We start from the raw sequence: 24,183 nt of genomic DNA on the forward strand, positions 1-24,183 counted from the left end.
AATCGTCGCCTGGAGTTTTTCCGAGACGGGAAACGGGCGCTCTCTCTTCGGTCTACCGGATGTGTCCAAAACACATCATTTCTCTGCACCAGAGAAAGTATAACAAGGAGGACCGGGTGGTTGTCAAGGCTTTTGCCTGGTTGTGTAACAGATCAGGCGCGCTCTTTTGGGGGTATGAACCGGCGTATCGCCGGAACCAGCGCGGAAAAGAGGCTCGCGCTGCCTATGACGATTGCGCCGCCGATGACGGCAGCAATGGGCGCGGCGGAGAAGTTTGCCAGCGTGCCTGCCTCGAATTGTCCGAGCATGGGGCCGCCGATGGCAAACACGGCGTTGACCGAACTGACCCGCCCGCGAAAATCATCGGGGGTGCCAAGCTGCACAATGGCGCTGCGCAAGACGGTGCTGACCATATCTGCCGCGCCCGCAGCGGCCAGGAAAAAGATGCCAAATGCAAACGACCAGGATGATAACCCGAAGAGGAGGATGCAAAGCCCATAGGCCGCGATGGCGAGCAAGATGCCCAGCCCCTGGCGGCGCCAGCGTCCGATGGGACCAGCGAGGAAGACAGCCAGGACGGCGCCAATGCCTGTGGCGGCGAGCAGCAAGCCCAATCCCTGCGGCCCGACATGATAGATGTTGGCGGCGTAGATGGGCAGCAGGCTGCGTGTGGAGCCAAAGAACATGGCGCAGAAGTCCAGCAGCATGACGGAGAGAATGACCGGATGCCGCCGCAGAAACCGCATTCCCTCTACCAGCGATTGCAGGCCCGGCGCGGCGCGGTCTTTGCCGGGTCGGCCATCGGCGCGCATGAGCAGCAGGGCAACGATGACGCAGCCATAGGAGGCGACATCAAACCAGTACGTGCCTGCTACACCCAACGTGGCAATGGCGAGGCCGCCCAGCGTTGGCCCGACGATGGTTGCCAGATTGAACATAAGCATATTGAGCGAGTAGGCGTTGGTAAGCTGCTCGTTGGGGACGATCTTGGAGATGAGCGTCTGGCGCGTGGGGTAATCGAACGAACCGGCTGCCGAGGAGATAAAGGCGATGGCGTAGATCATCGGGACGGTAATCAGGTTGAAGATGGTCAAAAGCGCCAGCGTGACGGAGCAGAGCGCCAGCGTAATCTCTGTGAGCATGAGCAGCTTGCGACGATCAAAGGCATCGGCGACCACGCCGCTCACCAATGAGAAGGCCATCGTGGGGATGGCCTGGAATAAGCCCAGCGCGCCCAACTGGAAGGCTGAGCCGCTGAGCAGAAAGACCTGCCAGGCAACGGCCACGACGCGCATCTGTGTCCCTGCCTGGGAGATGAGCAGACCGGTCCAGAGCAGGCGGAAATCACGGTAGGCCAGCGCCCCCCAGGGGCCAGCAGCGACAAAGCGGGAAAATGCCTGATTGCTCAGCCGCCGCAGCGCGCCGCGCGGCTGTGTGGCTGGCCTGGCTAAATTAGGGTCGGCTTGAACTTCGGGTTGCGCTTCAGTGGATGAAAGATTCTCGTTTACGTTAGCGGACATATTGATAGTATACACTATCCAGGCAGCTCCGCTCAGGCCAGGGCTATCTCAAGTTCCACCAGATAGGAGGTGTTGGCGGGCGCACGTTCGCGCTGGCGCAGCGGTAGCCGTCTGGAAGACGGCGCTACAAGTGGCTGGATGCTAGCCTGCTGGTCAGGTGGCCTGGAGGGCGAACACTCGCGCTGGCGCAGCGGTGGCCGCCAGGATGGCGGCGCTACAAGTGGCTGGCCGCCAGGGACGGCGGCGCTACAAGTGACGCCAGCGCGCTACGGTAAAAATACGTAGAAGAAAGAAGAAAGATGCTTCTGATGCAGGTCGTTCGTTTCTATGAATGTGGCGGACCAGATGCGCTGCGATTGGAAACATTGTGTTGCTCTGCCACCAGATGTAGGAGGCGCTGGTGGTCGGGAGACGAGGAGGGGAAGATTATGGTTCAGACTCTAAAGCGTGTCTATCTCTATACCGCAGCGACGTTTGCGCTGCTCTTTACGGCAGTCATGACCATTATCCTGTTGATTGATCTGTTTCATTTTGCTGGCCTGCTGCCTCATGATGAGTTTTTTACCCCGCCATCACCGACCAGTCAGCAGATCGAGCAAAGCGTGGTCCTCTTTCTGGTCACGGTGGTTTTAGTGGGGGTGCTTTTTGGTGGGGGACATTACTGGCTGATTCGCCGCGACGCGCGCAGCGATCCGGGGGCCGATGCTGGTCCGACGCGCCATGTGTTCCTTAATGGGCTGATGGCGCTGGCCGCGCTGATTGCCGTACCCGCAGGAGTATCCGTGCTCTCGGAAATAGATCAGAGCGACAACTTTGTAGATATAGCGGCTCCGCTCGCCTTTGCGCTTGTTGCTGCGCTGGTCTTTTTGCTGGTATTTCTGGAACGCGGGCGGGTCAATCCTGCTGGTCGCGCCGCCCCAATCATCCGCCAGATTGGCGAAGATGGGGTGCAGGCCATTTTGCTCATTATTGCCAGCGCCGCTTTCTTCGCCACCATCAGCGCCGTGATTCGGTGGGCATTGGTGAATGGCAATGTCGTGCCACAGCCCGAATGCTTTCAGTTCTTCGACAGCCCCACCGGCACGTCTGTGGCCTGCCCACCGCTGCCGCTTCTTTCGCCAATCCTGACGGCGCTCTTTGCCACAGCGGCCTGGGGTCTGTACGTGTGGCTGGGGGCGTGGAGTCGGGGAGCGGTGTTGCAGCGCATCGTGTGGTATGGGGCGCTGGGTTATGGGCTGATCTGGCTCCTGTATGGTATCGCGCAAGGCGTCTATACCTCCATCGCGTCCCTGTTTGGCGATGGGAACGCCTGGCAAGAGGCGCTCGATAGCTCGCTCGCCTTTGTCGGGACGCTGCTTACTGGCCTGCTGATTACGGTACCATATGCCTTGTGGATACGGCGCATGGCCGCGCGGATGCCTCAACTTCGGGAAGCTATTCAGCAAGGGCTGCTGGCGATTCCTGCCGCATTGAGCGCGGGCTTTTTCCTGGTTGGAGTCATTCTGATCGTGGCTGGTCTGGTCGAGCGCGTGATTCCTGATGGCAATCCGCCGAGCGCAGACGATTGGGCAGGAGCGGTTGGCGTGGTGGTCGCGGGGGTGCTGTATCCTATCCTCTGGCTGCGGCTGCGGCGCGTGTCCGATCCGGCCCAGGGCGGGCCAACCATCCCGCGCCGCGTCTACGTGCTGACGCTGCTGGCTGTCACGGCTATTGGCGCGCTGATTGCTGCGGTGTTTCTGATCTATCAGATCGTGGCAAGCGTGCTGGGCCTGCCTGCGGCCAGCCCCCAGTCAGCGCGCCAGAGCGCGGTTGTTCTGCTGGTGTTGGGCGCGACGGCGTTGTATCACCTGTGGCAGTTGCGCGCCGATCTGCGCGTGAGCCACGCGCGCGCCGCTGCGGCGCAGCCGGTCCCAGCGCCCGCGCCTGCCACGCTGGTGGAACTGGCGCAGCCGCCAACCGGCGCGCCGGAAACGCTCGAAGCTATTTTGCAGCGCGTGTATGCGGGCGCGCTTGATCCGTCCGGCGCGGCGGAGCGCATTCGACGCCTGCCTCACCTGTAGCAACATCTGAACATCAGGGGCATCAGACGTGCAAGCCAGGATGCAGCAGGTCTGATGCCCCTTTCTGGTGTGTGGTTCCACCAATGATCGGGGGTTGCCGTTGTAGCGCCGCCGTCTCGGCGGCTCACCGCTGCGCCAGGGCGAGCGTTGACCGCCGGGGCGGCGGCGCTACGGGTTGGCCGCCGGGACGGCGGCTGGCGGTACAGGCGGCCTGCGTGTGCGCAAACCTTCCGCCAGAGGGAGTATAATGAAAGTGTCCATGTTTTGCGTCAGGTCATTGCTGGTGGGCAGGCTTGCCGTGTGAAGCTATCTATCGTTAAAGCGATCTCCTGGCAGCCTCGTCAAATCCTCGTGTGGTGAGTGGTCGCCTGCTAGCAAGTGGGGAGCGTTATGAGGGCGAAACGTATTGCGCCGTCTGCATCGGATGTGATCCGAGATGAAGAACAGCTTACCGAGGGGTTGGAGCGCCCCGAACTGTATATTAACCGCGAACTGAGCCAGCTTGAGTTTAGCCGCCGTGTTCTGGAAGAGGCCGAAGACCTTCGGCATCCTCTGCTGGAGCGGATCAAGTTCCTCGCCATTTTCGAGTCCACCATTGATGACTTTTTTGTGCTGCGTGTCTCCGGGTTGAAGGAGCAGCAGACATCCAAGGTGGTCAGCGATATCTCTCCCGATGGCATGACGCCTACCGCTCAGCTTGCCGCCATTCGCCAGCGGTTGATCCCCATGCTGACGGAACAGCGCCAGGTCTTGAGTGAGGTCTTGCTGCCCGCGCTGGCCGAAGCCGGTATCAAGATTCTGAACTACGAGCAGTTGGATGAAGGGCAGCGCGCCGCCGCCGCCGCTTATTTTCACCGCGAGGTCTTTCCCATCGTCACGCCGCTGGCGGTAGACCCTGGGCATCCGTTCCCGCACATCTCGAACCTCAGCCTGAATCTGGCCGTCATCTTGCGCTCTCCCCTGGGCCGCGAACGCTTCGCCCGCCTGAAAATCCCGCCGACGCTGCCGCGCTTCGTGCGTGTGCCGGACGCCGAAACGCAGCCAGAATCCGACGCCGCCCGCCCTGAAGTGCATGGCGTTTCGCTGGCGGCGCTGCCAACGCCGTTGCCTGATGGCCCGACGCCGCCCATTCCTTCCAGCCCGCCTCAGCCGGAGCGCGGGGCGTTTGTCTGGCTGGAGCAGGTGGTTGCCGCCCATCTCTCGATGCTGTTTCGCGGGATGGAGATCGTGCAGGCGTATCCGTTTCGGGTGCTGCGCGATGCCGATATTGAGATTCAGGAAGATGAAGCCTCCGACGATGCAGACTTGCTGGAGGAGGTGCAGCACGGGCTGCGCGAGCGACGTTTTGGCGCGCCAGTGCAGCTTTGTGTGGATACCAGCATGCCGCCGCAGGTGCGCGAACTGCTGTTGGAGCATCTGGAACTCAGCGAAGAGGATGTGCTGGTCGTTGATGGCCCGCTGGGCCTGGCCGATATGATGGAACTGCTGCGCCTGGATCGCCCGGACCTGAAGGACAAGCCGCTTGTTCCGCGCATTGCTCCTGAATTGGCTGCCGGTCATGATCCCTTCGTGGCGATTGCCCAGGGCGATCTGCTGCTGCATCATCCCTACGATTCGTTTAGCTCTGTGGCGGAGTTTATTCAAGCCGCCGCCCGTGACCCCCAGGTGTTGGCGATCAAGCAGACGCTCTATCGTGTCGGCAGCGATTCGCCGGTGGTGAGGGCGCTGCTGGACGCGATTGAACATGGTAAGCAGGTGGCGGTGCTGGTGGAGTTGAAGGCGCGCTTTGACGAAGAGAACAATATCGAGTGGGCGCGCGCTTTGGAAGAGGCGGGGGTGCATGTCACCTATGGGCTGATTGGGCTGAAGACGCATGCCAAGGTGGCGCTGGTTGTGCGCCGCGAGCGCGATGGCTTACGCCGCTACGTGCATCTTGGCACCGGCAATTATAACGCGACGACGGCCCGCACGTATGAAGATTTCTGCCTGCTCACCGCTGACCCCGATCTTGGCGCTGACGCCTCCGAACTCTTCAACGCGCTGACGGGCTATTCGCGCCAGCCGGACTATCGCAAGCTGCTGGTTGCGCCGCTGTCGCTGCGCCGCGAGTTGCTGGCGCGCATCGAGCGGGTGATTCAGCGTCACCGCGCGGGCGCTCCTGGCCGGTTGATCTTCAAGGTGAACGCGCTGGTGGACCCCGAAATCATTCGCGCGCTCTATGGCGCTTCGCGCGTGGGCGTGCAGGTGGATTTGATCGTGCGCGGCATCTGCTGCCTGCGGCCAGGCGTGCCAGGGGTCAGCGAGCATATTCGGGTTATCAGCCTGGTGGGGCGCTTTCTGGAGCATAGCCGTCTCTTCTATTTTGCCAATGGCAACGGCCATCGCCGCGAAGAGGAGTTGTATCTGGGCAGCGCCGATCTGATGCCGCGCAACCTGGACCGGCGCGTGGAAACGCTGTTTCCCATCGAGCAGCCACAGTTGCGCGCGGCCCTGCGCGATAAGGTGCTGCTGCACCTGCTCAAAGAGACGAGCAACGCGCGCGAATTGCAATCCGACGGGTCTTATATCCGTCGGCGTCCGGCTGAGGGCCAGCCGCCGCTGGATATGCAGATGTGGTTTGTCGCCAATCCGCTCTTTCGCGCTGAGTGAACTGGCCTGCCGCCTGGAAGGCGGCGCTACAAGTGGCCTAGCTGCCGCAGCTTCCGTTCGCGCGCGCCGTGTTGGCGCCGTTAAACTCGTTGCTACCCGCTGCGCCCTGGGGAGCCTTGGGAGTCAAGGTGTGAGCTGGCGCATTGGTCGCCCAGAGCAGCCCCCAGCGATAGAAGTAATGGGCATGGGTGGCATCGTCTTTGGTCTCGACGATGAGCAGCCCGTCCTCCGGGTTGAAGGTCGTTTTATTCACCGCGCCCACGCAGGTAAAGGTCAGGGTGTTGGTGGAGTTTGGCAGAATACTCATGAGCGCGTAATACAGCGCGTAATCGTTTTTGGCGGGGCCGGAAAAGTCTATCTTCACGTTGGCTGGCAGGCTGGCGGTGGGCGTGCCAAACTGCGGCGCGCCTTTGTCATCGAAGGCCAGGGGCATCTGAAGCGCGAACTGGCTGGTCGCCAACGCCTTGGGCTTATATTGGTACAACTGCGTTCCGGCGGCGTTCTTAAAGGTGATGACCGGGGTCAGCGTGAGCGCCGCTGGCTCGAAGGGCGCGGTTTTGGTGTCGCCCGATTGCGCGATCAGGCTGGCGAAGGACGTTGCGGTCAGCCCGCTCAGCGTATAACTGATGCTGATGGTGATCTTGCCGGTGGCTGTGCCGGTGGCGTTGTAGTGGTCCCCGGCGACGCCTGGGGTGGGTTGGGTTGCTGGCTTGAATTTGGCGGCCAGGGCGGTCAGTTGATCGGCGGTGGGCGCGAGCCAGGCGGTCATCGTCGCGTCGGCGCCGGGCATCTGAAGCTGGCCGGTGAAGTCGGTGAAGTTATCGGCATGGATCGTCACGTTATGAGCGCCTGGCGCGAGGGCAGGGATGGAGATGCTGGAGAAAGAGGCCGTCTGACCAGCCTGGGTGGTGTAGTCTTTGTTATCGAGCGTCACTTTGGCGCTGGGCGCGTTTACCTGAAGGGTCAGAGTCCCGCTGCCGCCCCCGATAGTGGTGGTGGAAGGGTTTTTGGGGCCGGGGAGAAAGCCAAGCAGGCGGGTCTTTGCGCCCGGTACAAAATAGATGCCCGCCCCCAGGGCGATCACCGCTGTCAGCAGTAAGAGCAAGAGGCGCACGCGCAGGGAACTGCCCGGCGCCCGGTATTTGGGGTCTGTCTCCACCACCCAGTCACCGCGCATAGTGGTGCCTTTGCGCGGTGGTGTCTGGCCGCGCCCGCCCTGGTTTGTGCGCCCGCCAGCCATTTGTTTGCCCGAAGGCGTCCGCTGCTGGCGCATGCCCCAGTCGTCGTCATCGTTCCAGCCACGCTGATTCGTGCCCCATTGGCCGCTTTGCCCGCGCCCGCCTGATCCTGGTCGCCCGGTTGGCGGCGTCAGGTTCCGGCTGGGGCGCGAGTTCCCCTGCCAGGACGATCCCTCGTCCCAGCCTCCGCTTGTGCGCCCGCGCTGATCCTGGCCGCCCAACCCGCCCGATCTGCGCCCGCCGCTGTTGAGGGGGCTAGAAGGAGGGCGCTGCATGGGACGCGATTCTCGATTATTGTTCAGGGGAGATTGGCCGACGCTCGAATTACCCGGATTGCCCATCGAGCGCCCGTTCGCCATTGGGCTGGAGGCATTTGGTGGCCGGACGCCGCCAGGGCGCTGGCCTGGCAGCGGACCAGAGTTTCCCCCACCGGGTCGCGGACGCTCGTTGCTTCCACGTTTCGGAGGGTAGAGCCACTGATCGTTTCCCATAGTAGCAAGCCACCTTTCTGCCGTTATGCTCATCTTCTCGGCTGCTTGAGCAGCGAGGGGAATCTGCTGAATCTGTATGCTGGTCTGGCTCAGTATACCTGTTTGTGGAAGTGGTGACAACAAGTCAGGCAGAAAGATACCCAAATGGGCTATAGCTGGTGTGCGCTGCTGCCAGGAAAGAGGAAGAGAAGCAAGGCGCGCAGCCCCTCTTGTGACCAGGCAAAACGATTAATCGTATCTACCAGAGCGGGAACAGAGACGACTGTTCCACCAGGCTTCTTCAGACGCTTTGGGGCTGATGGCGCTTCCCATGCACTAGCAGATGGAGGCGACCCCTGGCGGCGGAACTATGACAAGGAAACACTGAGAGATGCTATCAAGCATTGATCCTCTACGAGAAGTAGATGACCAGGAAGTAGATGGCACGCAGGCGTTCTATCGCTTTTGCTACGAGCGCCTCGATGCGTATTCGCGGGGCCACGCGGCAGAGATTATGCGGCTGGCTTCCTTCTTGATTGTCGGTGGGTTGGGGACGCTGGTAAATCTGGCCTGTGTCTGGGTCTTTTCGCGCTACACGACCCTGCCCTATGATGGGTATATTGTGCTTGCTACCGAGATCGCGCTCCTTTGTAACTTTCTGCTGAATGATCGGTTCACGTTTCATGGGCTGGTTGATAATCAGCGCCCCTTCTGGCTGCGCTGCGTGCGTTTTCATGGCCCATCGGCCCTGGGGTTTGTGCTGACGCTGGCGATCTCTTATGTCGCCCATCACGCGCTGCGCCTGTCGCCGGTTATGGCGCAGGCCGTCGCTATTTTGATTGTGACGTTCGTCAATTTCTCGATGCACCGGCTCTGGACCTATCGCGCGTCGGCGCAGGCTGCGCTATAAATCGGCGTTATTACCGGAAGCGCCGCCCCCCACCGTTCGCCGCCAGGGACGGCGGCGGTACAGGCGGAGGCCGCGTGTACCGCCTGGAAGGCGGCGCTACAGGTAAAACGCTCCGCTTCACCTGGAAGGCGGCGCTACAGGTAAAACGCTCCGCTTCATCTGGAAGGCGGCGCTACAAGTAAAACGCTCCGCTTCATGCGGATGTGATGTTAGTTGAGCGTGCCGGTAAAAGTGCCGGAGTCGGCGTCAACGGTGATCGGGCCGCTGTCTGCCGTCTCCTGGCAGGTGGTGAGGGTGAAGCTGTCCTCGCTAAACGTGCCGCTGATGGTATTTGCATCCGTGAAGTCGCCGGTCAGCGCCTGCTTTTTATGAGGGCTGATGGGGCATTTCGGCCCACCGTTGAAGTCAAATTCGTCGGTGACAGTCGTTTCGATGTAGGTAAGGTGGCCGCCGACAAAAGCCCCTGAACACTGGTTGGTTGAAACCTCCACGTACTCAAACTTGTTCCCGTCGGCAAAGGTGAGCGTACCCGGTTCTCTGAGGGTGGTCTGGCTGTCATCGCGGCTCTGGCAGACCGTACCGCCGGTGTCATCTTTGCCGGTGATAATCAGCGTTTCCGTGACAGTCCCCAGCGCGCGGCTTGTAATAGTGATTTTGAGGCTGAAGGAGGCGCTGTTGGTGGGCGAGCCATGCGGGCCAGGGGTCTTGTTGCAACCCTGGCAGACGACCTGGATCGGGGAACCGGCCTGAGTTACATAGCCCGCCGCGTCTTTGGCCGTAATGGTATGCGCTCCCAACGGCCATTCTTTGGTGACTTTCAGGTCGGTTGTTACGTTCCCATTGCTATCGCTCTGAACGGCCTGTGTGCCTGGCGCTTGCTGTCCATCCAGCAGGAAGGTGATGCTGGAACTGCCGGAAAACTTCTGGCCGGTGACGTGGAAGGCGGTGTCGGCAGCGCCAGCCGGGGTGGAGGAACCGGCATTGTAATTGCTGGTGATGGTGATGACTGGCTTGGGGCGGGTCAGCAGATAAGCTGCTGTGCCGCCGCCGACCAGCACGATCAGGATGACCAGCGCGATGAGCGCGATCTTCAGCCCATTGCCTTTTTGCTGAGTGGGCTGCATCTGCGGCATGACTGGCGGGGCGGAAATGCCGCCCGGCAAGCCACCCGGCGGCTGGCTGCCAGGAAGCGTAGGCGGGGGGCCAAACCCACTCTGCGGCTGGCTGCCAGGAAACGTAGGCGGGAGGCTAAACCCACTCTGCGGCTGGCTGCCGGGGTAGACGGGCGCGGAGCCGAAGCCCCCTTGTGGTTGGCTGCCAGGATAGGTAGGGGGTGGTGGGTAGCCCTGCTGCGGTGGCTGGCTGCCAGGGTAGGCGGGGGGTGGGGGATAGAGCGGGCTTTGGATGGTGGGCGCACTGTTCATCGTTCCTGAGCCGCCATAGACGGTAGGCTGCTGGCTGCCGTAGTTTCCCGCTCCGCCAGGGCTGCCGGGGCTTCCATAGGGATCAGCCGAGGGGAGTGTGCTATAGGAGCCGCCGGACGATGGCGAGCCAGGCGGCGGCGGATAAGCGGGATGAGAGCCAGGAGGTGGTGGATAAGCAGGGTTGGAGCCGGGAGCCGCCCCTTGCGCGCCAGTCAGGGCAAGCCCGCAATTTGCGCACGCCGCTGCGCCGGGGGGTACAGGGTACTGACAGCGCGGGCAGCGCCGGTCAGATGGATATGCCGACATGTATCCTCCTTTGAGGTATATCACGCTCTTTATCCACCCTGGCCCGGCTGGATATTGGTCCGTGGGCGGAAATAAGCCTGCACGAATGCCCCTCAAGGATAGCATACTGTGGCGAGCCGGGCAAGGGGAAAACGCGCCCGCTGCCTGGGCGTTTGTAGTACTTTGGTCCTAAGATGCTGGAAGTATCCCCAGGCGTCTGGAGCGCCCGCTTTTGTGGCAGGGTAGGGAGTGGGGCCATGCTCGCCAGAAACCCGTCACGCGCACGGATGAGCCGCCCCAGGATGAGCGGCGCGCAGGGCGGCGCGTCGTTGTGGATACGCTCCGCGCTTGCAAGCGAGAGGTTTCCTGGGTCATGGCTGTCGGCGCGGGCCGACAGGCCAGGCGGGCTTGCGCCTGCCTGCCTCTGGCGCTATAATCACTTCTCAGAGGGCCGCTGCGTATGAAGCGAGCAGCGCCCCTATATGATATTGTTACAACTACTAGGAAGTGAAAGAGAGAAGGCATAGGGGTGTGTGCAGCGTCCAGACTATAAGGTATAACGCCGCTCACGCGCCCAGGCACACACGATAGACAGTAGCCCCCACACAGATGTGGTGGGAGTGGAGGAACAGATATGCCCAGGCGAAGCGCATCAAGAGCAGCGCAAGCTGCGCCACAAAGCACCGGACGCCGCATACTAGGTTTTTTGCTTGGATTAATCAACCCGCTGCATGATCCAAGCCTGACTGTGGCCCTGATCCTTACCTTCATTGAGGAAATTGGCTCCTCTGACCCTCTCTTGCGGGTAGGGTTGATGCTGCTCCTCAACTGGGTGGCGGTCAAGGCGGTGGTCTGGGTGGTGGTCAACTTTGCCTTTGCCGCCGCGTTTCTGCTGCGCAAAGGCTGGTGGGCCTTGCACAACCCGAAGCTGGCCTGGCGAGTGCTGGACGCGCTGGGGACCGAAGATATTATTGTCGGGCCGATTCGTGAATTGCTGGGCCAGGAAGGCAGCATGGCCCTGAGCGAGAATGGCGTGATGGGCGCGCTGCCCGCGCTGGGCGGCCTTACCGGCGGGATACCCAGGCTCGCCCGGCCATCCATGTATGACGATCAACCCCCCAGCTATGACAGCCAATACCAGGATGATCGCTCCGCCGAAGAACTGAACCATATGCACGAGATACTCGCTACGTATGCGCGGCTGGTGGCTGATTGGTCGGCTGCCGCTGATGAGAAATGGCGCACGATCAGCGATAGCCAGCTTGGATGGAAGCCGCTGCGGGGCCGCTGGAGCAGTTGGGATGAGATTTACGTGGAGACCTTTGCGACGCATACGTCCGACCCCATTGCGGCGCACGCTGCGCAGGCGGCGGCTGAGGGTACCAGCCGCCGATTTGAGAACGCGCGTGACCGAGGCTCAGCCGCCTCCGCAGTGGTATGCTTCTTGCGTGACCTCGACACGCTGCGCCAGAGCCTGCTTATGCTCGATCTTCCTGAAGATGTGCAGCAGGTCAACAACTTTGCGAATAGTGGCATGTTCCCGGCTGCCGGTCGCGGCAATACCGCTGCTCGCACGCCGCTCATTCGTAAACCAGCGCAGATGTTCGTAGACGCTGAGTAGGCTTCGATTTTCTTGCAAGGCCGCCTCAGGTCTGAGGCGGCCTTGCTTGTTGCCCAATGATCTGCTCAATTTCAGCTCATTATGCCAATCAATGATCCCTGCCGATCCGGTTAAGGAGTAACAATGGTTATGCAATCTATGAAATGCGCTGCGGTATCTGTGCGCCCGGAGCTGGAGCGTGTCGCGCCCTATGAGCCTGGGGAGTCGCTCGCTGCTTTTAGCGCCCGTGTCGGTATTCCAGTTGAGCGGCTGATTAAGCTGAATAGTAATGAAAACCCGTATGGCCCTTCGCCGCGCGTGATGGAGGCGTTGGGCGCTTATACCCGCTATAACCTCTATCCTGATCCGGCAGCGCCCGCGCTGCGCGCCGCGCTGGAGCAGTATACGCATGTCCCAAATGAATACATTTTTCTGAGCAATGGCAGCAACGAACTGATTCAACTGCTCTGGCAGGCGTTTCTGAACCCCGGCGATAGCGTTCTGCTGTGTCCGCCTACGTTCAGCCTGTATGCCACCGTGACCTCCATTTGCAGCGGCACGCTGGCGACTGTGCCGCGCCGCCCCGATTGCAGCGTTGATCCCGAAGCTATTCGCGCGGCGCTGCGCCCGGATACCCGTATCATCATCTTATGCTCGCCAAATAATCCCACCGGCAACCTGATGCCGCTGGCAGATATTGAGGCGCTGCTGAATACGGGCCGCATTGTGGTGGTTGATGAGGCGTATATCGAGTTTACCAATGCGATGGATTGCTTCAGCGCGGCCCAGCTTGTGCCTCGTTACGATAATCTGGTGGCGCTGCGCACGTTTAGCAAATGGGCGGGCCTGGCGGGCTTGCGCCTGGGCTATGGCCTTTTCCCTCCCTGGATGATTCCCCATCTGCTCAAGCTGCAACTGCCCTTTGAGGTCAATGTGGCCGCGCATATCGCGGCGCTGGAGACGCTGGCCGATCTGGAGTACGTGCGCGACAACATCACCAGGATCGTCGCCGAACGCGCGCGCGTCTATGATCTGCTGGCGGCGCAGCCTTTCTTGTGCGCGCTGCCCTCTGAGGCCAACTTTATCCTGGCCTATCTGTCGGATGAGCGGGTGCAGATCAGCGATGTGCGCGCGGCAATGGAATCTGAAGGGATTCTGGTCCGCTTTTTCCGCGCGCCGGACCTGGCTCGCGCTTTTCGCGTGAGTGTGGGCGCGCCCGCCGATACCGAGGCGCTGGCCCGCGCGCTGGCAAAGATCGAACCGGCCTGGCGGAGCTAGACGAAACAAACCAGGCCCGGCAGGAGCGGCTGCGTGTCGTCCTGCCGGGCTTCATTTTATGCGCGCTGCGCGCTTTCCCCAGCGGGAACGTCAGGCGCCACACCCTCCCCCGCTCATGACGCCTGGAAGGCGGCGCTACAGGCCACACCCTCCCCCGCCCATGCCGCCTGGAAGGCGGCGCTACAAGTAGCACAGGTGGCAGCCATTTTTGGCTACTCCGATACAAACAGGCCCGCTATCGTAACACGGTTGAGTACTATATAAGTGGAGGGCTGCCAACCTCTCTTTTTCTGGGACTGTGGACTTCTGGCCGACATGTCCCCCGGTTGGTTCTCTCCTGAGACCCTCTACTGCGGGGCGCGCTCGCCCGATCTTCAGGAAGGGAGGCTCCACTGCTTGTTTGCTGCTCATGAAGAAAGAAGACAGGCGGACAGTAGGCCAGCAGATTGCTCAGCATTTTGGGGGAATCTCAACCAGATCATCACCACTTCGCTACCCGCATTGTTTGCTGTTGTTCTACCCTCTAAACAGAGGGTGTTGCCTGGAGCGCGCCCGACCTGGCCGGGAACCTCCCCTCGCAGAGCATCCCCCGGCCCTTTTGGGCAGCCCGCCACCAGGCAGCACTGTTCTGACGCGAAAGGAGGTGCAGTCAGCGGCTTCTGGCGCTTCACCGACACACTTCAGCCAGAGGCTCTACGGGTACTTATCTCCCTGGTATCAGGAATCAGGCGGATGGTTGATGAGAGATCATCCGGCTTGTTCCAGCCTGTGCTGTGCTGCGCTTGCTGAGCGCGCAGCGCGATACTTTTGTTGTCTTTAGCGAGCGAGGGAGTTTATACTTCTATGCGACATGCAAAACGATCACTGTTGATCGGGTTAAGCGGCCTCACTCTTATCGCCATGTTCGCTGCCGCCTTTTTCTTCTATGGGCATACTCAGGCGGCGGGATCAGACCGCTTTCTGGCGGGGGGAGGCACGGGGGGCTTCACGGCGGCCCACGCGGGCAATGCTTCGGCCATGTTTGCGTCGGAATTCTCCCCTAATATTGAAGATCAGGATGATGAGGGAGACAACGACGGAGGGGGATCGCAGCAGAACCCGCCGACGGTTGCGCCCAATCCGGCCTCCAATGGGGTGACGACTCATAACCCAGGCTTTTCTGGCTTCGCTGGCCTCAACCATTTTAACACGCGAACAGCCAGCGGTGGCAACCAGTTCAGCCTGGAGCCTCCTGACCAGGGGCTGTGTGTTGGCGGCAATTTCGTGGTGGAAACCATCAACGATGTGACCGCCGTCTATAATCGGTTCAGCCATCAGATCGTTGCTGGCCCAACCGGGTTGAACGAGTTCTTTAGGCTGCCGCTCGCCATTGATCGCGGCGCCAATCCACTGGTGTTTGGCCCGTTCCTGAGCGACCCCAAGTGCTACTTTGACACCGCGACCGGCCACTGGTTTATGACGATTCTGGAGTTGGATGTCGATCCCGCTACTGGCGGGTTCACTGGCCCCAGCCATACCTTCATTGCCGTCAGCCAGACCAGCAATCCCACCAACGCCTGGTCGATCTTCTCGATTGACACGACCGACGATAGCACCAATGGCACGCCGAGCCACGCGAACTGCCCCTGCTTCGGCGACCAGCCGCTGATCGGCGCTGATGCGTTTGGCTTCTACATCACCACCAACGAGTTCCCCGTCTTTGCGAATGGGTTCAACGGCGCGCAGGTGTACGCGATCTCCAAGTTCCAGCTTATCAACGCAGCCAAACACGCTGGTTCGCTGCCATCTTTCCTCCAGTTCGATACCGGCGCGCTTCCAACGCCGGATCAGGGTGGCATCTGGTATTCTATTCAGCCAGCGACCAGCCCGGAGTTGCATGGTGAGCCGAACCACGGCACTGAGTACTTCCTGAGCGCGCTCGATTTCTTCGGCACGCTCGATAACCGCATTGCGGTATGGGCGCTGACGAACACGAGCGCAATCGGTGGCCCCCACGCCGATCACGTGGCCCTGAGCCATGTGGTCATCGGCAGCGAAACCTATGGTCAGCCGCCCGATGCGCGCCAGAAAGCTGGCTCGACGCCGCTCGCTGACTTCATTGCCGCGAACGGCGATCCCGTTCAGGAGTTGAGCAAGCTTGCTGGCAACGATGACCGGATGAATCAGGTGGTCTTTGCTCATGGGCTGCTCTACGCCGGGGTCAATACCGTTGTGCAGGTACCCAACGGCGAGGAGCGGGTTGGCATTGCCTACTTTATCGTTCAGCCGGGCTTCGCCCATGACCGACTCAAGGCCCAGGTTCACAAGCAGGGCTATGTCTCGGTGGCTGGGGAAAGCGTGCTGTTCCCATCCATCGGGGTGAACGATCACGGCGATGCGTTGATCGCCTTCACGCTCTCCGGCCCGGACTTCTTCCCCAGCGCAGCCTATGCCGAGATCGGCAGTAATGGTCGCGCCGGGCAGGTCCATGTTGCCGGGGCTGGCCTGGGGCCAGAGGATAGCTTCACGGGCTATGACTCCCCCACCGTGGTCGGGTTCGAGGGCGATGGAACATCGCGCTGGGGCGATTACTCAGCGGCGGTGGCAGGCCCTGGCGGCTCCATCTGGTTTGCCACTGAGTACATTGGTCAGACGTGTACCCTCGACGAATTCGTCACGGATACAACCTGCGGTGGCACACGGACCGTTCTGGCGAACTGGGGTACGTTCATCGGCAGCGTGAACCTCAGCCACCATTGATGCCTGACTGATCTGGCGCGGCGGATGTGACGGACGCCCGCCGCGCCCACGCGAAAGTCGTCCCCTGCTGGAAATGACCAGCAGGGGGCGGCTTTCAGAAGAAATCTTTACAGAAAAGGAGCCAGAAAGCCCCCGAATCTTTAGTCGGGGGATGAATGGCCCAAACGCTGCGCTGTTGACAGCGTTCCACCAATGTGATACCATTGGTACATGAAACAGCACACCGGCTTTCGCCTTTCTGAAGATGCTTTGCGACTCTTGGATGCGCTCGCAGCGCGGCATGGATTGAATCGTACCGCCGCGCTAGAGATGCTGATTCGTGAGGCGGCCCGCCAACAGGGGATACATGCTGATACTGGAATACAAGCTCAGGGTCAACAAAACACAGCGCGCCGCGATTGATGAAGCCATCCGTACCACGCAGTTTGTGCGCAACAAGGCGCTGCGGCTCTGGATGGATGGGCAGCATGTTGGCAAGAATGACCTGCAAGCCCTCTGCGCTCAGTTGGCGAAAGACTTCCCCTTTGCGGCGCGTCTCAATGCGATGGCCCGCCAGGCCGCCGCAGACCGGGCGTGGGCCAGTATCAGCCGTTTCTACGAGAACTGCAAGTGTGGCAAGCCAGGCAAGAAAGGCTATCCACGCTTCCAGAAGGATAATCGTTCGGTTGAGTACAAAACCTCGGGCTGGAAGTTGGAACCAGCGGGAAAGCGCGTCACCTTCACCGATGGGCACGGCATTGGCGCCGTTCGCCTCATTGGCACACGCTCCATTGAAACGTTTCCCATTGGGCAGATCAAGCGGGTTCGCATCCTCAAACGCGCCGATGGCTCTTATGTCCAGTTTGCCGTCCAGGCAGACCGGCACATAGACCACCAGCCCACCGGGAAACAGGTGGGGATTGATGTGGGCTTGAAAGCCTTCTATACCGATTCGGACGGCCAGCAGGTCGCCAATCCCCGGTATCTGCGCAAGGCAGAAACGAAGCTCTCGCGCTTGCATCGGCGCGTCTCGCGGAAGGTCAAGCGGTCCAAGAATCGCAAGAAAGCTATCAAGCGACTGGCGAAAGGCTATTTGAGCGTCAGCAGGCAGCGTAAAGACTTCGCGTGCAAAGCCGCGAGGGCGTTGGTCATATCTAGCGATATGATTGCCTACGAAGACTTGAAAATAGCGAGCCTGGTCAAGAACCATCGCCTTGCCAAGAGTATCAGCGATGCCAGTTGGGGGTTGTTCCTCTCCTGGCTCAGATACTATGGTCAGATGCACAGCATTCCCATTGTGGCGGTGTCGCCTCGTTTCACCACGCAAGATTGTTCTGGCTGTGGCGAACGGGTGAAGAAAACGCTCAGCATGCGGACGCACATCTGCCCCGCCTGTGGCCTGGTGCTGGATCGCGATCATAACGCGGCCCTCAACATTCTCGCTGCTGCCTTGGAATATCTGGCAGCCCTCCGTACCGCCGGGCAGGCGGGAACGGGTTCCGTTTCGGCGGAACGCAACGCTTCTGGACAGACAACCGCTGGTGGACGCAGGAAGCTGCGCTCTGCTAAGTTGGCTGGATGAAGGAAGAATCTCCCGGTTAAAACCGGGAGAGTGTCAATGGTTAAGCGTAATTTCAACCAGTTTGCCATCTTTTCAGCACAGCGTCATCGCAAGCACTCTGCTATACATTAGAATGTCTGCTTATCCCCTTCAACATCCCCCCTCTCAACAGAGAGGAAGAAAGGAGGCCCCGGCAACTTTTCCACCCGCCATTCATACGGTCTTTTTCTGACGAAATCTTAGTACTTGCGAAATGTATGCAAAGCATCGCAAAAAAAGCGAGGGATTTACCAATGCCAGGATTTACCCAGTCCATCCGTCGTCTTCTGACCCGCTCGGCAACAGGGCTGTTCCTGCTGCTGAACATGGTCGGCGGAGCCGCGTTTGTTCCGGCGGTGGCTGTTGCGGCGGCCAGCGGTTCTATGACCCCCGCCATCGGCGCTCATCCTCATTACCGTCTTGCAACGAAGACTCCGCAGGGGACGCAGGATGCGATTTTTAGCTGCCAGTTGCCCACGACCACCTTCCCCTGCTATGGCCCACAGCAGATTCGGGGAGCCTATAACATCCAGCCGCTGCTGGACGCCGGGATCACGGGCAAGGGCCGCACCATTGTGATTGTTGACGCTTTCCAAAGCCCAACCATCCAGGATGACCTGGCGCTCTTCGATGCCGTCTTTGGGCTGCCTGATCCGACCCTCAACATTATTGCCCCCGACGGCCTCACTCCGTTCGATTTCAACGACGACAACATGGTCGGTTGGTCGGGTGAGATTTCCCTGGATGTCGAGTGGGCGCACGCGGTTGCCCCAGATGCGACTATCGATCTGGTGCTTGCCAAGAGCAACGACGATGCGGACATTCTGAGCGCGACCAAGTATGCCATCACCCACAACCTGGGCGATACCATCTCGCAGAGCTTTGGCGAGGACGAGTCCTGCGTGGACCCCGCTATTCTCAAGCAGCAGCATGCGCTCTTTGCCCTGGCGGCGCTCAAGGGGATGACCGTCTATGCTTCCTCCGGTGATGATGGCGCGGCCCAACCCACCTGCGACGGCAGCGCCCTCCACGTTGCGGCTTCCAGCCCCGCCAGCGACCCGCTGGTGACGAGCGTGGGCGGTACGAATCTGACCGCTGATCTGGACACGGGCGCCTACCAGAGCGAGACAGCCTGGGACGACGGTTTCGGCCAGAGCGGCGGCGGCTTCAGCGTGAAATACGCGCGGCCCTTCTATCAAATTGGCGCAACCGGCCATAACAAGGGGCGCGGCGTGCCTGATGTTGCCTACAATGGTGGCGTCTTTGGTGGCGTGGTGACGGCCTGGGGCGTTCCCTTTGGTGTTGGCGCCTTCTTCATCTTTGGCGGCACCAGCGCAGGCTCGCCACAGTGGGCAGGCATTTCGGCCCTGGCCGATCAGAAGGCGCACCATCGGCTGGGCTTCATCAACCCGGCGCTCTATGTCATTCTCCATACCAGCCTGTATGCGAAGGACTTCCATGACATCACCACGGGGAATAACCGTTTTGATGGCGTGCAAGGCTTCGATGCTGGCAAAGGATGGGATGCGGTCACTGGTATAGGCTCACCCAACGTTGCCAACCTGCTCGCGCTGCTCTGTCATTAACAGGGCCGCTGAGAGCGAGGCTCTCCCGTTGGTTTGTTGAACACGCATGGGCAGCCGCGCCTGCCACGCAAGCTGCCCGTTCTCGGAAGCCGCCCCAACCGGGGCGGCTTCTTTTAGGCTGTAGAATGCTCTGGCAGACCCCCGCGTTGGGTGAGCATCCTCTGGTCCTATTGCGTTGACAGCGCCCTTGCGCTCAGGTACACTGCATGCAGTTATCGGCCACTTTGCTGGCTCAGCCTCGCAGCAAGCGCGAAAGGATGCTGGCGTCCTGGCGCTTGCCAGGCGTGAGCGCATGGCGCGTCACTCTGCGGCTGGTGCTGGAGGATTTCTGTATTGGCAGGATTAGGAAAAGAGTGGCGGCTTCCGCCGGTGGGGAAAATCGGTGTGGAGGCGCTGCGCCAGGCGCCGATAGATTGGTTGACGGTTCCGGCTCGTGAGCGCCTGTATCGCTGGCTGGGGAACCGCAAAGCGCGCAAGCTGCTGGCCCAGGCGCTGGATGACGCGCTGGAGACGCTGGCCGAATCGCTGGCAGGCAAACCCGAAGTTCCTTCGTTGGAAGATGTGCTGAACGAGCGATTTTTCGGTGAGCGCCAGGTGATGGGTACCCTCATCGCCTGCTTTACCAGCGACGAGCCGGTTGATTATGACTTGCTGGCGCGCCATGCCGCTTTTGGCGATGAACTCTTCCTGCGGCGCGTGCTGCAAGCCTTTGTGGCTCAATTGCGCGCCCATCTGGCGGCGGCCAGATCGGAGTTTCGGCTTCAGATTCCTGTGCAATCTGCCGCGCGCATCAAGGCCATTCAGAGCGCCAACCCGGCGCAGCGAGGCGCTCCTGGTCAGCCTCAGCAATCAACTCCCCCAGCAGCCACGACAGGGGCTGCTTTTATACAGACCACCACGAGAGAGAAACAGGAGAGGGCGATGGATCATGTAGGTATGCAGACAAGTGAAGAGGCCAGTCAGCGTCTGGCGCTGGCCGTTGAATTGGAGGCTCAGGGGCGAACTCAGGAGGCGATGGCGCTCTATCAAAGCTTGCTGCGCCAGACCCCCAATAACGGCAAAGCGCACTTTAATCTGGCGATGCTCCTGACGGAGCAGGGCCGACTGACAGAGGCTGAGGAACACTGTCGGGAGGCAATCAAATCACTCCCCGATTACCCTGACGCCTGGGGGCTGCACGCCTATCTGCTCTCGTTGCTTCAGCGTGCCCCGGAAAGCCTGGAATCTGCGCGTAGGGCGGTTGCGCTCGGTTTCCCACGCAAACGGTTGCTGGCGCTGCTGAAGCTGGAATCGGCGGCCTTGTAACGTATGTAGAATGTTGATGAGTGGGTTCTTTCGAGAGGCAACCAATGGACCAAATGCGCTATTACCCCGGGACATTTGACGTAAGCCAGCTTGCCGCGCAGCTTACGACACAGCTTCAGATGCGCGGCTATCAGGCCCAATGGTTTGGCGCGAACACCCAGGTGATGGTGCAGGTGCGCAAGGGCAGCGAAGCCGCCAAGGTGTTTGGGGCGCAAGCCGCCCTGAGTCTCATATTCACCCAGCACCCCCAGGGCTTGCTGGTGACGCTTGGTCAGCAAGCCTGGGGGGATAAGTCCATCGCTATGGGTGTTGGCGCGCTGGTTCTCTGGCCGCTGATAATCCCGGCAGCAGTGGGCATGTTCCGGCAATCGAGCCTGCCAACGGAGGTGCTGACCCTGCTGGATGTGCTGGTCGCGCAGCAGCACGCGGGCGCGGCCCCGGCTCCGGTGCCCGCGTATCTGATGGCGCAGGCGCAGCAGATGTATCAGCCGCCGCCCGCTGCGCCAGCCACGCCGCAGCAGCGGCTGTGCCCCAACTGCCAGCGGCCCAATAGTAATGACGCGGCCTTTTGCCAGTATTGCGCGACGCCTTTGAGCGCCAGCGCCCCGGCGGGGATGGCTCCGCCGCCCCCGCCGCCACCGCCGCCACCGCCACCTCCTCCAGCGGCCAGGATGTCAGCGTCGGCTGCTGAAGCGACGGAACGGGTCAGCCCACAGGCTGAGCCAACGCTGCGCGTCAGCCCGGCGGCAGGCCCAACAGGTGCGTTCACGTTGCCGAGCGGTCGGCAGGTTGGTCTGCTCACCGAAGAGGCTATCGTGGGGCGTGGCAATCCTGATGGCTCGCAGACGGTTGAGGTGGACTTGACAGCAGAGCCGGAAAGGGCGACGGTCTCACGACGGCACGCGCGCATCACGCGCGCGGGCACTGCCTTTGAGGTTGAAGACCTGGGCAGCGCCAATCAAACGAAGCTCAATAGTCAGCCCCTCGCGCCTGGCCGCCGCTATCCTCTGCGGCATGGGGATGTGGTCGAGTTTGGCAAGGTGCGCTGCACCTTCAGCATTCAGGAGGGCTGATCGGCGGGTTCCTCTCTTGCGCGTTCTTTGTCTTTTCTGTGGTCTTTTCTGTACAACTGGGGCCGCGCGTTGTACGTAGAAGTAAGTGGATAGCGGAGTGGATTGAGCGGGCTGCGCAACGCAACCTCGTGCTATAATTGGGGAAAACGACGGCGCGAAGACTGTGCCTATGAGGAGCCTGGCCCCACGAGACGAATGGGGACGGAAAGCAAGAGAAAAGCAATGGATCAAGCGCGATATTATCCTGGCATGTTTGACGTAAGCAATCTGGCGATGCAGCTTGCGTCAAATCTTCAGTTGCGCGCCTATCAGGCGCAGTGGTTTGGCAGTGGCAATCAGATGATGGTACAGGTGCGCAAGGGCAGCGACGCCTCTAAAATCCTGGGGATGCAGGCGGCTCTGACGGTGATGCTCACCCAGCATCCAACAGGATTATTGGTGACGATTGGGCAACAGCGTTGGATCGATAAAGCAGCGGTGGCGGGCATTGGTGTCGTTGGCGCCGCCTTTTTCCTCTGGCCGCTGCTCGTCCCGGCAGCCGTCGGTGCGGTTCGCCAATCGAGTCTGCCAGGGGAGGTGCTGAGCCTGCTGGATACGCTGGTCTTGCAGCAGAACCCGCTGGCGTTCCCAGCGCCGGTGCCGGTCTTTTTGATGCCCCAGGTGCAGATGGTCTATCAGAATCCTCCGACGCCGACGGTGGCGCCGCAGCTTCTCTGCCCGGCTTGCCATCAGCCAAACAACACGGGCGCAACCTTTTGCCAGCACTGCGGGACCGCTCTGGACGACGCCACCGGCAGCGCGCCGACGATGGCGGCATCTGCGCCTCCCGTTTCGCCGCCACCCGCGCCGCCCACGCCAAAGCCTGCCCCGGTGAAGCAGACGGCTCCGGCGACCACTCGTGTTAGCCGGACGGCGCTGCCAACCGAGCGCGTCTCGAAAGCGCCGGTTCCGGTGGGGCCAACGGGCGTCTTTTCCCTGCCCAGTGGTCGGCGGGTGCCGATGGTCACGGAAGAGGCGGTGGTGGGGCGCGGCAATCCTGATGGCACTGATCCGGTGGAAGTGGATATGACCACCGAAGCCGAGAGTACCACCGTTTCGCGGCGGCACGCGCGCATCACGCGCGCTGGCGGCGGCTTTGAGATTGAAGACCTCGACAGCGCCAACCAGACGATGCTCAACAACGAGCAGTTAGTGCCGGGGAAGCGTTATCCGCTGCGCAAGGGCGATGTGGTCGAGTTTGGGAAAGTGAAATGCACGTTCAGCGTGCAGGAGAAGTGACAACTCCTCATCCCTAACTAAAGGGATGGGGCTTCTCAGTTCATTCGGCCTGGCAATCCAGAACCGTCCCTGAAGGCGGTGTCCCCGCCTGTAAAATATTCTTTGCGGCGTTCACGTCGCGGTCTTCCACATAGCCACACTGAGGGCAAATATGCGTCCGAACCGACAGGCTCTTAGGAACCAGTTCGCCACACTGGAAGCAATGTTGTGTGGTAAAGCGCGCAGGCACTCGAATGACTTGATGACCAGCTCTTGCAGCCTTGTCCTCAAGAATGTCGAGAAACGCGCTCCAACTGGCGTCGTGAATACTTTTCGCCAGATGATGATTTTGTACCATCCCCATGATGTTCAGGTTCTCTACACAAATACGAGCGTAGTTCTCTGCATATGGTTTGGCTGTCTTGAAGAGGAAATCACGCCGCTGGCGCTTGATTTTCAGATGCGTCTTGGCACAGTTACGAGCAGCTTTCCTTTTGCGCTTACTGCCTTTCTTTCGGCGGCAAAGGGCGCGTTGTTTTCGTCTGAGTGCTTTCTGACTCGTGCGATAATAGCGCGGGTTGGCGATGGTGTGGCCTTTAGAATCCGCCAGAAACACCTTCAAGCCCATATCCAAGCCAATATTAGGATGGGCGCAAGGCTGGCCGTCCTCGTAAGATGGTTGACCTTCTACTGGCTCGCAGACGAGCAAAGCATACCACTTGCCATCTGCTCTCAGTACCAGGCGGGCTGTTTTAGGGATGCCCTCCAAGGGCCGATGCAGCTTGATTTTGAGCAAGAGGCCCAGTTTGGCAGGGACATGCAAGTGTTTGCCGTCACTGTCCAGCCAGACATCGCGGCTCTGCGCATACTGGCGGAGTTGGATGCTATGCCAGCGGTTGGGCGTCTTGAAGCGAGGGAACCCACAAGGTACCCCTTGCTCCTTGAACGCGAGGTACCGTCTGAGCGCTTTATCCAGGCGATCAGCCAGTGTCTGGACCGTTGTTGCAGGCACGGTATCAGCACCTCGCCCTTTAAACTGCATGGTCAGATCATACTTGAACAAGAACTTGCCAGTCTGGGCATAGAACTGCTTCGTGGCCTCCAACATCTCATTATAGAGGCTCCGCGAGTCTTTCAGACAGGCCAGCAACTGTTGGCGCTGGGTGCGATTAGGGTACAGACGATACTCAAACGTTCTCATGCCCTAATA

General features: G+C 60.7%; 17 protein-coding genes. 13 read left to right on the forward strand and 4 right to left on the reverse strand.

The genetic code is table 11. From position 1 onward, the window contains the following. Positions 1-152: 152 nt before the first annotated feature. Positions 153-1,520: an MFS transporter gene (locus VH599_16550; GenBank protein HEY7349930.1), complete on the reverse strand. Its 1,368-nt coding sequence runs from the start codon at positions 1,518-1,520 to the stop codon at positions 153-155. Between the two features lie 72 nt (positions 1,521-1,592). On the opposite strand from VH599_16550, the gene VH599_16555 reads away from it, so the two are divergent. The 3 genes from VH599_16555 to ppk1 all read left to right on the forward strand — a co-directional run bounded on the left by VH599_16555 (position 1,593) and on the right by ppk1 (position 6,229). Next, positions 1,593-1,805 (forward strand): hypothetical protein, encoded by a 213-nt coding sequence (locus VH599_16555; protein HEY7349931.1) that lies wholly within the window; start codon positions 1,593-1,595, stop codon positions 1,803-1,805. A gap of 143 nt (positions 1,806-1,948) precedes the next feature. After that, entirely contained in the window at positions 1,949-3,580 is a 1,632-nt protein-coding gene (locus VH599_16560) for a DUF5671 domain-containing protein (GenBank protein HEY7349932.1), read from the forward strand. A gap of 390 nt (positions 3,581-3,970) precedes the next feature. Beyond that, positions 3,971-6,229, forward strand: a complete 2,259-nt coding sequence (gene ppk1 / locus VH599_16565; GenBank protein HEY7349933.1) for a polyphosphate kinase 1 — start codon at positions 3,971-3,973, stop codon at positions 6,227-6,229. 37 nt (positions 6,230-6,266) lie between these two features. Here the strand turns inward: ppk1 and VH599_16570 are convergent, their stop codons facing one another. Next, positions 6,267-7,742, reverse strand: a complete 1,476-nt coding sequence (locus tag VH599_16570; GenBank protein ID HEY7349934.1) for a hypothetical protein — start codon at positions 7,740-7,742, stop codon at positions 6,267-6,269. Here VH599_16570 and VH599_16575 point away from each other — a divergent pair. After that, positions 7,741-7,938 (forward strand): hypothetical protein, encoded by a 198-nt coding sequence (locus tag VH599_16575; GenBank protein ID HEY7349935.1) that lies wholly within the window; start codon positions 7,741-7,743, stop codon positions 7,936-7,938. The genes VH599_16570 and VH599_16575 overlap by 2 nt on opposite strands. A gap of 390 nt (positions 7,939-8,328) precedes the next feature. Next, positions 8,329-8,847 (forward strand): GtrA family protein, encoded by a 519-nt coding sequence (locus VH599_16580; protein ID HEY7349936.1) that lies wholly within the window; start codon positions 8,329-8,331, stop codon positions 8,845-8,847. Between the two features lie 209 nt (positions 8,848-9,056). On the opposite strand, the gene VH599_16585 is transcribed toward VH599_16580, so the two are convergent. After that, positions 9,057-10,577, reverse strand: coding sequence for a hypothetical protein (locus VH599_16585; protein HEY7349937.1), 1,521 nt, complete (start codon positions 10,575-10,577; stop codon positions 9,057-9,059). A gap of 613 nt (positions 10,578-11,190) precedes the next feature. Here VH599_16585 and VH599_16590 point away from each other — a divergent pair. From VH599_16590 to VH599_16625, 8 genes are all read left to right on the forward strand, one after another. Then, entirely contained in the window at positions 11,191-12,177 is a 987-nt protein-coding gene (locus tag VH599_16590) for a hypothetical protein (protein HEY7349938.1), read from the forward strand. A 129-nt stretch (positions 12,178-12,306) separates the two neighbouring features. Continuing rightward, positions 12,307-13,434 carry a histidinol-phosphate transaminase gene (gene hisC, locus VH599_16595; protein ID HEY7349939.1) on the forward strand — a complete coding sequence of 376 codons (1,128 nt, stop codon included), beginning with the start codon at positions 12,307-12,309 and terminating at the stop codon, positions 13,432-13,434. 843 nt (positions 13,435-14,277) lie between these two features. Further along, positions 14,278-16,173 carry a hypothetical protein gene (locus tag VH599_16600; protein ID HEY7349940.1) on the forward strand — a complete coding sequence of 632 codons (1,896 nt, stop codon included), beginning with the start codon at positions 14,278-14,280 and terminating at the stop codon, positions 16,171-16,173. Positions 16,174-16,519: 346 nt separating this feature from the next. Continuing rightward, positions 16,520-17,734 (forward strand): transposase, encoded by a 1,215-nt coding sequence (locus VH599_16605; protein HEY7349941.1) that lies wholly within the window; start codon positions 16,520-16,522, stop codon positions 17,732-17,734. Between the two features lie 272 nt (positions 17,735-18,006). After that, positions 18,007-19,338: a S53 family peptidase gene (locus VH599_16610; GenBank protein HEY7349942.1), complete on the forward strand. Its 1,332-nt coding sequence runs from the start codon at positions 18,007-18,009 to the stop codon at positions 19,336-19,338. Positions 19,339-19,671: 333 nt separating this feature from the next. Next, entirely contained in the window at positions 19,672-20,643 is a 972-nt protein-coding gene (locus VH599_16615; protein HEY7349943.1) for a tetratricopeptide repeat protein, read from the forward strand. A 44-nt stretch (positions 20,644-20,687) separates the two neighbouring features. Continuing rightward, complete coding sequence (locus VH599_16620) at positions 20,688-21,716, forward strand: FHA domain-containing protein (protein HEY7349944.1); 1,029 nt, start codon at positions 20,688-20,690, stop codon at positions 21,714-21,716. Positions 21,717-21,938: 222 nt separating this feature from the next. After that, positions 21,939-22,994, forward strand: coding sequence for an FHA domain-containing protein (locus VH599_16625; protein ID HEY7349945.1), 1,056 nt, complete (start codon positions 21,939-21,941; stop codon positions 22,992-22,994). 40 nt (positions 22,995-23,034) lie between these two features. On the opposite strand, the gene VH599_16630 is transcribed toward VH599_16625, so the two are convergent. Then, positions 23,035-24,174, reverse strand: coding sequence for a transposase (locus VH599_16630; protein HEY7349946.1), 1,140 nt, complete (start codon positions 24,172-24,174; stop codon positions 23,035-23,037). Positions 24,175-24,183: the final 9 nt, after the last annotated feature.

This window comes from Ktedonobacterales bacterium, assembly GCA_036557285.1.
GTDB lineage: Bacteria > Chloroflexota > Ktedonobacteria > Ktedonobacterales > DATBGS01 > DATBHW01.

What these genes read in the sequence shown, in the direction of transcription:
- ppk1 (HEY7349933.1), top strand. Translation starts at nt 3,971, where the DNA reads ATGAGGGCGAAACGTATTGCGCCGTCTGCATCGGATGTGATCCGAGAT.
- VH599_16625 (HEY7349945.1), top strand. Translation starts at nt 21,939, where the DNA reads ATGGATCAAGCGCGATATTATCCTGGCATGTTTGACGTAAGCAATCTG.
- VH599_16630 (HEY7349946.1), bottom strand. Translation starts at nt 24,174, where the DNA reads ATGAGAACGTTTGAGTATCGTCTGTACCCTAATCGCACCCAGCGCCAA.
- hisC (HEY7349939.1), top strand. Translation starts at nt 12,307, where the DNA reads ATGCAATCTATGAAATGCGCTGCGGTATCTGTGCGCCCGGAGCTGGAG.
- VH599_16600 (HEY7349940.1), top strand. Translation starts at nt 14,278, where the DNA reads ATGCGACATGCAAAACGATCACTGTTGATCGGGTTAAGCGGCCTCACT.
- VH599_16560 (HEY7349932.1), top strand. Translation starts at nt 1,949, where the DNA reads ATGGTTCAGACTCTAAAGCGTGTCTATCTCTATACCGCAGCGACGTTT.
- VH599_16590 (HEY7349938.1), top strand. Translation starts at nt 11,191, where the DNA reads ATGCCCAGGCGAAGCGCATCAAGAGCAGCGCAAGCTGCGCCACAAAGC.
- VH599_16580 (HEY7349936.1), top strand. Translation starts at nt 8,329, where the DNA reads ATGCTATCAAGCATTGATCCTCTACGAGAAGTAGATGACCAGGAAGTA.
- VH599_16550 (HEY7349930.1), bottom strand. Translation starts at nt 1,520, where the DNA reads ATGTCCGCTAACGTAAACGAGAATCTTTCATCCACTGAAGCGCAACCC.
- VH599_16605 (HEY7349941.1), top strand. Translation starts at nt 16,520, where the DNA reads ATGCTGATACTGGAATACAAGCTCAGGGTCAACAAAACACAGCGCGCC.
- VH599_16570 (HEY7349934.1), bottom strand. Translation starts at nt 7,742, where the DNA reads ATGCAGCGCCCTCCTTCTAGCCCCCTCAACAGCGGCGGGCGCAGATCG.
- VH599_16610 (HEY7349942.1), top strand. Translation starts at nt 18,007, where the DNA reads ATGCCAGGATTTACCCAGTCCATCCGTCGTCTTCTGACCCGCTCGGCA.
- VH599_16620 (HEY7349944.1), top strand. Translation starts at nt 20,688, where the DNA reads ATGGACCAAATGCGCTATTACCCCGGGACATTTGACGTAAGCCAGCTT.
- VH599_16585 (HEY7349937.1), bottom strand. Translation starts at nt 10,577, where the DNA reads ATGTCGGCATATCCATCTGACCGGCGCTGCCCGCGCTGTCAGTACCCT.
- VH599_16575 (HEY7349935.1), top strand. Translation starts at nt 7,741, where the DNA reads ATGGGACGCGATTCTCGATTATTGTTCAGGGGAGATTGGCCGACGCTC.